The sequence below is a fragment of the Dysgonomonas sp. UBA7710 genome (genome assembly GCF_002482385.1).
Classification (GTDB): Bacteria; Bacteroidota; Bacteroidia; order Bacteroidales; family Dysgonomonadaceae; genus Dysgonomonas.
Window position 1 is genome coordinate 1 of sequence record NZ_DLFW01000028.1, and the last position, 12,947, is coordinate 12,947.

Here is a 12,947-nt window from a genome sequence, read left to right on the forward strand (position 1 = left end):
GGGGAAGTTACGAGTAGACAAGATACGAGATACAAGTTGTTTGGAAATGAAAAATTAAAAGTGATAAGTGAAAAATATTTTTCACTCTTAGTTTTTCACTTTTCACTTAGAACTTACTGTTAACTGTAAAAGTGTTACCTTTTTAATAGTTACGAGCTACTGCGCTCTGCGGCAGTTACGGGTTACGAGGTGACCGTTGGTTCTTAATTCTTAATTTTTCATTTTTTATTCTTATTACAGGTTTGCCCTGTTTATATAAATACTTTACTTTTGTTATAGTTAAAAGAATCCGATGAAACAGATTTTACTATATATATTATCTCTCCTTTTTACGACTTCAGTGCTGGCTGACGAACCGATAAAGATAGGCGTAATAACTGATACACATTACCTTTCGGAGAAACTGATGGATGATGGTTATGCATTACAGGATTATGTACAGATGAGCGGAAAAAATATAAAAGACGCCCCGGCTGTATTGGATAAAGTGTTGGATGATTATTTGCATAGCGATATACAAGTGTTGCTTGTAAGCGGTGATATGACAAAAGACGGAGAAAAACAAAGCCATCTTGATTTTGTAAATAAACTGAAGCCATTACAGAATAAAGGGGTAAAGATATTCGTTATTCCCGGCAACCATGATATAAATATGCCCGGTGCAGTAGAGTTTAAGGGGAATAAGGCTTTGCCTGTACCGAACGTTACTCCGGAAGATTTTACTGATATTTACGCTTCATGCGGATACAATAGTGCTTTACTGAGAGATACGGCGTCGTTGAGCTATGTGGCTTCTTTGGATACCCATACATGGCTTGTGGCTATAGATGCGGCAAGATATAAAGAATATAAGACGCGGAGTATTTCGGGCGGAAAGATCTCTGCTGATACCGAAAAGTGGATTGTTGAAGTTTTAGACGAAGCCAGGCTACAGAATGTGAATGTAATAGGTATGATGCACTGGGGACTGACAGAACACATCGTATACCAGTCTGTGTTTTTCAAAGACTATCTGGTTGATGACTGGAAACGTTTTGCAAACCTTTTTGCAGATAAGGGTATGAAGGCTGTTTTTACAGGGCATTTTCATTCGAATGACATCTCGGCTTTCACCTCTGATAAGGGAAATACGATTTATGATATTGAGACAGGGACATTATCCGGCTACCCGTTTTCTTATCGCTTTGTAGAATTGAGTGAAAAAGGAATGGATATAAAAACAAAAAATGTAACTTCGCTACCGGATAATCCGGCATTGGCAGCCGATGATAAGCAGCGTATGCAGTTTTTATCACATAAACTGACTATCCAAAAACTGAAAGGGATGGGTTATAACCTGCCGGATGATGTATTAAACCAATTTGCGGACGTATTGTCTCAGATATTTGTATTACACCTGTATGGAGATGAAAAACCGGATGAGAAATTGAAACAATCGATGCTCAGGTTATCTAAAGTGATGGACTCGCCAATGGATATAGAAGAATTATATGTCGATTTTCCACCTGCGGATAATAATGTCCGGATTGTTTTCTGATAAAATAGACCGAAAAAACTTATTAAACTATGCTCCAATTATCACTATATCCAGGCCAGATTGAAGCCGGATGCGACGAAGCCGGAAGGGGGTGTCTTGCCGGGCCTGTATTTGCTGCTGCTGTGATACTGCCAAAGGATTTTGAGTGTGAAGAACTAAATGATTCGAAGCAATTGACAGAAAAAGAGCGGTATAAGCTGCGTCCCCTTATCGAAGAAAAAGCTTTAGCCTGGGCTGTCGGTATTGTAGATCATAAGGAGATAGATAAGATAAATATACTCAATGCGTCTTTTCTTGCTATGCAACGGGCTGTAGCTTCATTGAAGATCAGGCCGCAACATTTATTGATCGACGGCAACAGATTCAGGAAGTATGAGGATGTGCCCCATACCTGTGTGGTAAAGGGGGATGGGAAGTTATTGCCTATTGCGGCGGCATCTATTCTTGCCAAGACATACAGGGACGATTATATGGCGGAATTACATACGGAGTATCCTCTGTATGACTGGGATCATAATAAAGGTTATCCTACGAAGAAACACCGGAATGCTATAAGGGAGTATGGTGTGACTCCCTATCACCGTCTTACGTTTAACCTTACGGAAAAGCAACTGAAATTGGATTTTTAGTAACCAAATTTCCCTTCGAAGTCTTTTGAAACTTCATTAAGGTAATAAAGTGTGCTCTTGCGTGTATTTATTCTGAATTCCCGTATATTATCATTTAGTTCAACTGCGCTGTCGGTAATAAAGTCTTCCGCCCGTATCACACGAGGCAAGAGTTTATCATTTGCTTTATTTTCATACAGGTAAGATATGTCAGTTACTTCCAGTACGCATTTGTCCTGAAACAGGAATCCGTTTATGCGGTATCTCATAACCATTTTTTCGCGAATGCCTTTCGAGTTCGCAGGCAGAAGCAGTTCAATCCTCGATTTGGCTATAAATTCATTATTCTTTGTATCGTGGCGTACACTTGAGATAAAAGGATCTTTACCATAATTAATAATAGCCCATTCTTTCAGTATCCTGTAATTGGCGTCTGCAGAAATATCCTTTTTTGAAGGAATCTCTTTTAAAAATGTCACTTTCCCTTCAATGACGGGTACGTCCACGAAATCTTCTCCCAGCTTTACTACTTGGGAAAAGCATAGGGTAGGTAGCATAAAATATATAGTATAAAATATAAATTTTTCCATAGTTTGAGTTAGTTGTGTGTTGCAAATATAGGAATATATTTGAGAACTCAAAGTATGAAAGATGCTATTCCGTTTTACGATTGTATGGCTTCCAGATGATTTTTTAATGTATTAGAATACATTTCCAGCATCTTATCCCATACAAAGTCATAGTCGATATAATCGAGATCTATTTTCTTTATTTGCTTATCCAGATAAGATTTGAAGTTTTCCAACTGCCCTGATGTATACTTGTCATTGAACTTATTCACTTTATAAAACATGTCATAGGCCATGTAATTGCAAGGGAATATTTCATAGTTGGAGTGTATTTCCTTATCTATGATTTTAGCGGCCAGTTCGGGTTGCAAACGTTTGTCGGGTTCTGTGATCTTATCCAGTTCGGGATTGATACAGTTTCCGAAGCGGAATATCACATTCCCTTTCTGTCCCAGTATGCCGATTTCCATATTCAGAAGATCGTCGCGTTGAGACTTCTTGAAATCAGGATTGTCGCGTTTTTGCTGAAATTCTTTGGCTTTCAGATAATCGCACGGGTCATATTCATATGAGATAGCAAGCGGTATAAGATTCAGTTCTTTCAGGCTTTCAATAAACGGTTTATCTTCCGGATATAACGCCAGCATTTTCAACAGGCTGTCCTGTGTGCGGTCATCTGCGTTTTTTGCACGGCCTTCACGCTGGGCGATCCATACCGATTCGCCTTTGGATGATATTACGTGATGGATATATTCAGACAGGTGCTTGGAAGCAGTAAGCCTCTCTTTTATAGAAAGCCCCCGTCTTACTATAAAACTCTTATTAAGTCTCACCAGCTTATCTATCCATGGATGGATAAGCAGATTGTCACCAATGGCTATTTCAGTCGTTTTGAATCCTTCCTTATGGCGGAGTATATTCAACAAACCGGCATCCAGAACAATATCCCTGTGGTTGGATAAAAAGAGGTGTTGTACCGATTTGTCGATAGTTTCCCATTTATCGCCTTTGATACTGGTTGCTACTTTCATACCCAACATTGTTACCACCGGATATATCATCTCTGACTGAAACTGTTCTTTGGATTTATATCTCAGCATTTCAGCTGAAAATTCATCCCAGTCTATATTAGGTATTATATATTTTACAGCGTGCTGAAACCCCGGATCTACCAGTATATCCTGAATAGCTTGTTCCACCTCGTGGTCATATAGAGGTGCTATGTCATCAAACTTATTACTCATAGCGTGTAAATTCAATTCGCGTTAAATTCGTTTTCTATAATTTCCGTCAACACATCAGTTATATTTAATCCTGCTGCAGCTACCTGCTGAGGAATAAAACTGGTCTGTGTCATGCCGGGAACGGTATTTACTTCCAGTAAGTACGGTATATTGTCAGAGATAATAAAATCTACCCTGATAATACCTTTAGCTCCTACCATATCGTATATTCTGCGAGTTAATCGCTGTATCTCATTTGTCATTTCATCCGGTATGCGGGCAGGAGTAATTTCTTCTACCTGACCTTCATATTTGGCTTCATAATTAAAAAACTCATTCGGAGTGACTACTTCCGTAATAGGAAAGACCACTTCTTTACCCTTTATTTTATAACAACCGCAGGTGACTTCTTGTCCATTGATAAAACTCTCAATAATCACTTCGGGAGTTTCGCCGAATGCGATGTCTATAGCTTTTTGTAGTTGTTCTATCGATTTCACTTTCGTTGTAGCAAAACTCGAACCTCCTGTGTTTGGTTTTACAAACATCGGAAATCCCAACTTTGCAGCAATGTCGTCTATGCTGCATCTTGTATCTTTATTCAAATATAAGGAATCTGCGACTCTTATACCAAAGTTTTTAAGGAAATTATTGCAGACAAATTTGTTCATGGTCAAAGAAGAGGCCATCATCCCACAGGTGGAGTAGGGGATATTGAGCATATCTAAATAGCCTTGCAAGCGGCCGTCTTCGCCCGGAGTACCGTGTATGATGATGAATGCAAAATCAAATTTTATCTTTTCGCCTTTTTGCGGATGCGTAAAGCTGAAATCGTTTTTATCGACAGGATATATCTCTCCGTCTGCATTGACAGTCCAGCTTTCTCTTACTATTTTAACTTTGTGGATGTTGTATTTCTCTTTATCTAAAAAGGAATAGACGCCGGACATACTTTTCTCCGATACTATTATCTCGGAAGAATATCCCCCCCATACTATGGCGATGTTTCGTTTCATTGGTCAATTAAACTTGATAGTTAAGGTCAAAGACCTGTTTATTACTTTTATATGTAAAACAACAACAGATAGTTATGACTAATTATTGCTGTATTAAAATTCTTTCCGCTCCTTTTTATATTTCCCTGTTGGCTATGTATCCCCGCCATTTTTCAAGCAATTGGCTCATATCATCCGGCATAGGTGCTTCGAACATAAGTTCTTCCCCTGTACGGGGTTGTATGAAACCCAGAGTCTGCGCATGTAGCGCCTGGCGCGGGCATATATTGAAGCAATTCTGAACAAACTGCTTATATTTTGCAAAATGAGTCCCTTTCAGTACCTCGTTGCCACCATACCGTTCGTCGTTGAACAATGTATGGCCTATATATTTCATATGCACGCGTATCTGATGTGTACGCCCTGTTTCCAAACGGCATTGTACTAATGTTACATAACCAAGGCGTTCCAGTACCTTATAATGTGTGACGGCCGGTTTACCATGCTCCCCGTCTTTGAAGACGGTCATCAGCATACGGTCTTTCAGATCGCGCCCGATATTGCCTTCTATCCGTCCTTCGTCTTCGTCGATTGCCCCCCAAACAAGTGCTACATATTGGCGCTTTGTGGTTTTGTTGAAAAACTGAGCGGACAGATGCGCTTTTGCATAAGCATTCTTGGCTACCACAATCAGGCCCGAAGTGTCTTTGTCGATGCGATGAACAATACCCAGACGCGGGTCCTTGGCATCGTATTCAGGCGTATCTTTCAGACGGTAGGCTACGGCGTTTACCAGAGTTCCCTGGTAATTCCCGAATCCGGGGTGTACAACAAGTCCCGGCGGTTTATTTATGACCATCAGGTCGTCATCTTCATAAACCACATCCAACGGTATATCTTCCGGTATGATTTCCAGTTCGCGTGGCGGACGGTTCATTACGACAGATATAACATCCAGTGGTTTTATCTTATAATTCGATTTTACGGGATTTTCATTGACCAAGATACAATTTGCTTCGGCTGCCTGCTGTATTCTGTTGCGCGAAACTCCGACAATATGCATTGCCAGATATTTATCTACACGTATCATACCCTGCCCTTTGTCGGCTACAAACCGGTAATGTTCGTACAGGCCTGAATCTTCCTGTCCTTCGGTTAATTCATCTTCCGGAAGGTCTTCTATATTGTCAAAAGAATCGTTCATTATTATTGAAAGAAAGATTCATCTACATTAGTATTCGCATCGGGAATGCTGTCTTCGAGAACTTCTCCTCCGGCGCCAACGGTCATCCTCAGAGTAGAACCTTTCGGTATTTTTTGATTTGGAGACAACGTTTGCCCCTTATATGAAACTGAGATAACAATGCCGGCGTATGCCGACGGAACTTCATCTATGATAATCTTATCAAATCCGAGCGAATTTAACTGGGCTTCAGCCTGACGGCGAGAATAATCTTTTAGCTCGGGTATAGCTACCATTTGGATGCCTTTGGCCTGAATGGTGAGGAAAATGGTGCGCCCTTCTTTTACTTTCGATTGTTCTTTTGGTGTTTGTTCCGTAATGGCTCCGGGAACACCTCCTGTGGTGAAAATAGAGTCCACAACCTCATATTGAAGGTTTGCCGCTTTAAGGATTCCTTCCGCATCTTCTACTTGCAAGCCTTTTACAGCTGGTACAACAACGGACTCATCGTGTTTGGTATATCTGTTTAAAAAGAATAATACGATAATTATCAGAACGAATCCTGCGGCAATCATCAATAATATATTCTTAACATAGATATTGGTAAGAAATTTTGAAACAAAGCTTTTTTTCTCCATGTAAACAAATTAAGTAAGGTCACAGACCTATTCCATATTGAACGTGATGCAAAAATATTAAAAAATTACGGGTTTTGCTTCTTTTACATTACATATTTATGTTATTATAAGTAAAGATATCCGTAAAGAAAAAGGATAGCCAAAAATGACTATCCTTTCATATTAAGAAATGAGTTATATCTTATTCCGATTTAGATATTGGTATCTGGCGTTTAACTCCCTGACTAAGAGAAATCATGGTTTCGGTAGCTACAACACCCGGTATATCCTGTATTTTGTTATTCAGCAGATCCATCAGATGCTCGTTATCGCGGGCATACAGTTTGATAAGAATGGTATATGGTCCTGTTGTAAAATGAGATTCGACGATTTCAGGAATCTTGTCCAGTTCAGGGATTACAGTCTTGTACATGGAGCCTCTTTCAAGTTTTACCCCAATGTATGTACAAGTGTTATATCCCAATACTTTTGGATTTACAAAATAACCGGAACCTACTATCACATCCATCTCGATCATGCGTTGTACACGCTGATGAATGGCAGCACGGGAGACACCACACTCAAGAGCAACATCTTTGAATGGAATCCTCGCATTCTGAGATATAATCTCCAGTATCTTCTTATCAAGTTTGTCAATTTTCTGCATAATATGAGCGTTTTATCGTTATTTTAATCCAAATATAGGATATTTTTTATAAAAACAAGGCTTTTTGCTCGAAAATTTACATTGGATGTACCAAAATACTATCTAAATCTTACTTTTTGACTTATTTCTTTTCAATATCCAATAGTTCGATATCGAATATCAAAGTAGAGAAAGGTTTGATAGTTCCCCTGTCCTGTGCGCCATAAGCTAGGTCGTAAGGAATGTAAACCTGCCATTTAGAACCTACAGGCATTAGTTGAAGAACTTCTGTCCATCCTTTGATAACTGCGCTGACATTGAATGTAGCTGGTTCTTTTCTGTCTACAGAACTGTCGAATACTGTACCATCAAGAAGAGTTCCGTGGTAATGTACTTTCACTACATCTGTAGCTGCCGGTTTAGCTCCCGTTCCTTCTTTTACTATTTTGTATTGAAGTCCGTCAGGAAGAGTCACAACACCTTCTTTAGCTTTGTTTTCGTCAAGGAATTTTTGACCTGCTTCTATCTGAGGTGCATATTGTTTTTTCAATTCTTCTTCTTGTCTTGCCTGAGCTTTAGCTTGTACTTCCTGCATTTTTACCTGGAAAAGAGAAGCCGGGTCGTTTACGGCGAATTTACCTTTTTTCATTGCAGTAGCCATCGCAGCTATGAAAGCGTTGGAATTGATTTTTTCTTTCGAGTCCGGTCCGTACATTTGATTAATCAAATTAGGGAACATTTGTTTCGAAATTTGTCCTCCTACCGATACTCCGGCATAGTACGCGGATTTAGAATCCGGTGCATCGATGCTTTCTTTCAACCCTTTCAGGAATTCTGCTATATTTCTTTCGTTTACTTTTACTGTAGAGTCAAGCTTGTGTTTCATTACTTTTTGTAATGAATCTTTTTTAGAAGAATCTTGCTCTGCATCAATTTGTCTTTTGTAGTAAGCGCCAATACCTGTAGTATCACTAATCACACCTAGCTGTTGTAAGTGCATAGAAAGTCCCTGGTCATAAAGGCTTGCTCCAAAAGCATAAGAAATAGTATCATTTTCGGTTTTCAATGAAGCATCTGACGAAACGCTTCCTCCACAAGATGTAAACAACGCTCCTACGGCTACGAAAGCACCAAGGGCAACAACTTGAATTTTTTTCATGTTTTAACTAAATAATTATTATTAAACAATATCTAAAATTTCTACTTCGAATATCAGAGTCGAATTAGGTTCGATCGATTGTCCGGCTCCTGCTTTTCCATATGCAAGATTAGACGGAATAAATAGTTTCCATTTTGAACCTACAGGCATTAATTGAAGAGCTTCTACCCAACCCGGAATTACCTGGTTCACACCAAAAGTTGCCGGTTGTCCGCGTTCTACAGAACTGTCGAATACAGTACCATCGATAAGGGTTCCGTGATAGTGGCATTTTACCTGGTCTGTAGCTTTCGGTTTAGAGCCGTTTCCTTCTTTCAGTATTTCGTATTGGAGTCCGCTTGGCAGAGTTACAACTCCCGGCCTGTTTTTGTTAATTGCTAAAAACTCTTCTCCGGCTTTTAGGTTTACTTCAAGCCTTTCTCCCTGCAGTTTGGTGAAATAATCGTTCATTACTTCTTTTGCTTCATCGTATGACATAGCAAGCGGAGCTTCGTTTATTACATCCTGCATTCCTTTCAAGAAAGCTTCAAAATCTACTTTTTTGATACCGGAACTTAAGAAGTTATTACCAATACTTAATCCCAGAGCGTAACTGATTTTATCCATATATACTTTCGTTTTTAATTAATATTGTAAATCAGAATGATAGATATCTGATAACAAAGATTAATTGTTTATTTTTATTTGCCAACAAAAGTAATTCTTTTCACGATACATTGATAAAGTTTATAGGCGAAAAAACTATATTTGTATGTTATACTTACATTTTTTTAATATTTATGAAGCATATTGTTGTTTTATCAGGTGCCGGAATGAGTGCTGAGAGTGGTATATCCACATTCAGGGATTCCGGAGGATTGTGGGAGCAGCATTCGATAGAAGATGTAGCTACTCCTGAAGGATTCAGGCGTAATCCGCAACTTGTCCTTGATTTTTATAATGCGAGGAGGAAAGCAGCTTTCGAAGCTAAACCCAACCAAGGACATATCGGGCTGGCCGAAATGGAAAAAGAGTATAAAGTATCGATCATTACCCAGAATGTGGATAGCCTGCACGAAAGGGCTGGCAGTACGAATGTGATACATCTGCATGGCGAACTGGATAAGGTACGCTCTACGGCCGACCCTTCCCTTATCTATACGCTTAATCCCGATAATGCAGAGATTAAAGTGGGAGATAGATGCGAAAAAGGTTCACAGCTTCGTCCCCATATTGTCTGGTTCGGAGAGGCTGTACCAATGATAGAAAAAGCCATAGAAGTAGTCCAAACTGCCGATGTCCTCGTGGTAATAGGTACTTCTCTGAATGTGTATCCTGCTGCCGGATTGTTGAATTATATTCGCCGTGACACTCCCGTTTATCTGATAGACCCGAACGAAGTAAAGGTGTATCAGCAAGATATTCATTTTATAAAGAAGGGAGCATCGGAGGGTGTCGAAGAGTTACGTAAGCTGCTTAGATGATGCTTTCACTCCTAGGCCCTTTTTTAGTATAAACCAAATTAAAATAGAAGAATAAATGAAAAAACAACCTGTAGCATATTTGTTCGCTCTCCTATGTCTCCTGTCTTTTTTCTCAAGCTGCGACTTATCGAAAAAGGAAAAATGTGATTTTACTTATAAACACTGGGTATGGATCAATCCTCAGGATAAAGATACAGAGGAAGAATTAGCGGTAAAATATAAGAAATACCATGATGCCGGAATCGCAGGCATATTTTTTGAAGCCGATAGCGAAAAGCATTACCGTGCGGCAAAAAAACAGGGCCTCGAAGCGCACCGGTGGATGTGGATAATGAATAGGAGCGATGCCCTGAAATCACATCCTGAATGGGCGGCTGTAAACAGAAAGGGAGAATCCTGTGCCGACCATCCGCCATATGTGGATTATTATCGGTGGATGTGTCCTTCTCGCCCCGAGGTGGCTGATTTTCTGGTGGCTGATGTGAAAAATGCATTAGCTAAGGATTATGTAGATGGCATCCATATGGATTATGTCCGTTTCAGTGATGTGGTATTGGCTGTTAATTTATGGCAGGTCTATGGAATTGTGCAAACGGAGGAATTGCCGGAATACGATTACTGTTATTGTAATTTATGTAAGGCGAAGTTTAAAGAAGAGTACCATAAAGATCTGGATAGCATTCAATATCCACAGGAGAGCCTTTCATGGCGTACTTTCAGGTATGACGCGGTCACAGGTATTGTTAATAAGATAGGAGACGTCGCTAAAGCATATAACAAGCCGCTTACCGCAGCTGTTTTTCCTACTCCTGATGTCGCAAAGCGCCTTGTCCGTCAGGACTGGACGAATTGGCCTCTGGATGCGGTTTATCCGATGATCTATCATGGGTTTTATAAAGAAGAGGTGCCATGGATAGGGGATGCTACGAAACAGGGCATACGTGGTATCGACGGGCGTTTTCCTCTATATGCCGGCTTGTTTTTGCCCGATTTCAAAAATAACAGTGAACTGGAAGAAGGGATAAAATATGCACTGGAAAATGGAGCATGCGGCGTTTCTATTTTTGGAGAACTAAGCGATGATGTGCTCGCTATATTGACTAAATACAGGACGAAGCCGGAATAGAGTCCGGGTCGGAAGGAATATAAAAAGGCGAAATCTGTAGATGTCCGCCTTTTTATATATGATTCTTCTATTTAATATTCTCCAGTGTTTTTACCAGATAATCGTAGAATTTGGTCACTGTATCTATTTCCACAAACTCGTCAGGAGAGTGGGCGTTCAGGATTGTAGGCCCAAAGGAAACTATATCCAGTCCCGGAGTGCTGCCTAGTATGATACCGCATTCCAGTCCTGCATGTACAACCACTACATGCGCTTTTTCCTTATACATGGTCTCGTACAGTTTGGCCATCATGTTCAATGTGTCCGATTGAGCATTAGGCTGCCATCCCGGATAACCGTTTTCGATAGAGACTTTCGCCCCTGCAAGAGCAAATACGCTCTCCAGGCTTGAGCAAATTTCATCTTTGCGGGTTTCCGAAGAGCTGCGTGCAAGCATTTTCGCTGCAATATGTCCCGGTCCGGATTTGATGGAAGCAAGGTTGGTAGAAGTTTCCACGATACCTTCAAAATCGGTAAGCATACTGATTACACCATTCTGGCAACCAACTACCGCATTAATCAGGCTATCCTGTATTTCTTCCGGTATGAGCGTTTTCGGCAAGTCTGCTTTGGCTGCTTTGAACGACAGGTTTTGCTCTACGGCTTTATATTCTTCTTTGAAAATCTTTTCATACGATTTCACAAGTTTCAGGAAGTCTTTTTCATCCTCTTCGGGAAGTGTCACTATAGCTACGGCTTCGCGGGGGATCGCATTACGCAGCGAACCTCCGTCGATTGCAGAAAGACGTACTTCATAACTGCTCACGGCTTCTTTCAGGAAATAGAACATCAGCTTGTTAGCATTGGCTCTGCCCAAATGTATCTCCGTTCCGGAGTGACCTCCTCTGAGACCTTTCAGCGTGATTTTATAGGCTATGTCACCTTTCGGTACTTTTACGTCTTTAAATTCCCAATCTGCATTTACATCCGCACCTCCGGCACAACCAACACACAGTTCTCCGATTTCTTCTGTATCGAGGTTCAGCAGGATACTACCCGAAAGGAATCCCTTCTTCAATCCTATAGCGCCTACCATGCCTACTTCTTCGTCGACGGTAAATAAAGCCTCGATTTTGCCGTGCTTCAGTTTTTTATCTTCCAGAACAGCCATCATAGCGGCTGCTCCTATACCATTGTCAGAGCCTAAAGTGGTCGATTTGGCTTTTACTTTGTTACCGTCTATTATAGTTTCTATAGGATCTTTCGTAAAATCATGCTTTACATCAGAGTTTTTCTGAGGAACCATATCCAGATGGGATTGCAGGATTACAACAGGAGCCTTTTCCATGCCTTTTGTTGCAGGCTTGGTAATTAATACATTGCCTGTCTTGTCTTGCTTAACGTCGAGTCCTAGCGATTTACCGAAGTCGATAACAAATTTTGTAACTTCTTTCATCTGCCCTGTCGGGCGTGGAATTTGAGTCAAATCGTAGAAGTGCTTCCACAATTGTTGCGGTTTTAGTTTAAGTATTTCTTTCGACATACGATTATGTTTTAAAATTTACGAATAGTAACAAAGATAGAAAAATATCAGCGCAGATAATCAGTATGATTGATATTTTTAGATTATTTCCGAATATATTGCTTACAATCTGTTTTATCGTTCCTCCTATATCGTTAACAGTTAACAGTCAGCAGTTATCAGTCAACAACTTGTATCCCATGTCTTGTCTACTCGTAACTTCCCCAAAAAGTAACAAAGGTAACACTATTTACAGTCAACAGTTAACAGTCAACAGTTAACAACTTGTATCTCGTGTCTTGTCTACTCGTAACTTCCCC

The 12,947-nt window shown here is 40.2% G+C and carries 13 protein-coding genes; 4 read left to right on the forward strand and 9 right to left on the reverse strand.

The annotated features are described in order from the left end of the window. Positions 1–292: 292 nt before the first annotated feature. Positions 293–1,537, forward strand: a complete 1,245-nt coding sequence (locus B3317_RS09265; RefSeq protein ID WP_291110893.1) for a metallophosphoesterase family protein — start codon at positions 293–295, stop codon at positions 1,535–1,537. Positions 1,538–1,566: 29 nt separating this feature from the next. Further along, on the forward strand, positions 1,567–2,166 hold the full coding sequence (locus B3317_RS09270; protein WP_291110894.1) for a ribonuclease HII: 600 nt from the start codon (positions 1,567–1,569) through the stop codon (positions 2,164–2,166). Here the strand turns inward: B3317_RS09270 and B3317_RS09275 are convergent. The 8 genes from B3317_RS09275 to B3317_RS09310 form a co-directional block, all read right to left on the reverse strand. Continuing rightward, positions 2,163–2,735, reverse strand: coding sequence for a hypothetical protein (locus tag B3317_RS09275; protein WP_291110895.1), 573 nt, complete (start codon positions 2,733–2,735; stop codon positions 2,163–2,165). The two genes, B3317_RS09270 and B3317_RS09275, sit on opposite strands and share 4 nt — an antisense overlap. A 74-nt stretch (positions 2,736–2,809) precedes the next feature. Next, a complete protein-coding gene (locus tag B3317_RS09280; RefSeq protein WP_291110896.1) occupies positions 2,810–3,958 on the reverse strand; it encodes a hypothetical protein in 1,149 nt (382 codons plus the stop codon). An 11-nt stretch (positions 3,959–3,969) separates the two neighbouring features. Beyond that, a complete protein-coding gene (locus B3317_RS09285) occupies positions 3,970–4,953 on the reverse strand; it encodes a D-alanine--D-alanine ligase (protein ID WP_291110897.1) in 984 nt (327 codons plus the stop codon). A gap of 115 nt (positions 4,954–5,068) precedes the next feature. Continuing rightward, positions 5,069–6,136, reverse strand: a complete 1,068-nt coding sequence (locus tag B3317_RS09290; protein WP_291110898.1) for an RluA family pseudouridine synthase — start codon at positions 6,134–6,136, stop codon at positions 5,069–5,071. Positions 6,137–6,138: 2 nt separating this feature from the next. Then, on the reverse strand, positions 6,139–6,753 hold the full coding sequence (locus tag B3317_RS09295; protein ID WP_291110899.1) for a PASTA domain-containing protein: 615 nt from the start codon (positions 6,751–6,753) through the stop codon (positions 6,139–6,141). A 181-nt stretch (positions 6,754–6,934) separates the two neighbouring features. Next, on the reverse strand, positions 6,935–7,399 hold the full coding sequence (locus B3317_RS09300) for an Lrp/AsnC family transcriptional regulator (protein WP_006799740.1): 465 nt from the start codon (positions 7,397–7,399) through the stop codon (positions 6,935–6,937). Positions 7,400–7,520: 121 nt separating this feature from the next. Further along, positions 7,521–8,537, reverse strand: coding sequence for an FKBP-type peptidyl-prolyl cis-trans isomerase (locus B3317_RS09305; RefSeq protein WP_291110900.1), 1,017 nt, complete (start codon positions 8,535–8,537; stop codon positions 7,521–7,523). Between the two features lie 21 nt (positions 8,538–8,558). Next, positions 8,559–9,143 carry an FKBP-type peptidyl-prolyl cis-trans isomerase gene (locus tag B3317_RS09310; RefSeq protein ID WP_291110901.1) on the reverse strand — a complete coding sequence of 195 codons (585 nt, stop codon included), beginning with the start codon at positions 9,141–9,143 and terminating at the stop codon, positions 8,559–8,561. Between the two features lie 173 nt (positions 9,144–9,316). Between B3317_RS09310 and B3317_RS09315 the strand changes: the two genes are divergently transcribed. Further along, complete coding sequence (locus B3317_RS09315) at positions 9,317–10,000, forward strand: SIR2 family NAD-dependent protein deacylase (protein WP_291110902.1); 684 nt, start codon at positions 9,317–9,319, stop codon at positions 9,998–10,000. Positions 10,001–10,055: 55 nt separating this feature from the next. Further along, positions 10,056–11,126 (forward strand): family 10 glycosylhydrolase, encoded by a 1,071-nt coding sequence (locus B3317_RS09320; protein ID WP_291110903.1) that lies wholly within the window; start codon positions 10,056–10,058, stop codon positions 11,124–11,126. 67 nt (positions 11,127–11,193) lie between these two features. Here the strand turns inward: B3317_RS09320 and B3317_RS09325 are convergent, their stop codons facing one another. Further along, positions 11,194–12,648: an aminoacyl-histidine dipeptidase gene (locus B3317_RS09325; RefSeq protein WP_291110904.1), complete on the reverse strand. Its 1,455-nt coding sequence runs from the start codon at positions 12,646–12,648 to the stop codon at positions 11,194–11,196. Between the last annotated feature and the right edge of the window lie 299 nt (positions 12,649–12,947).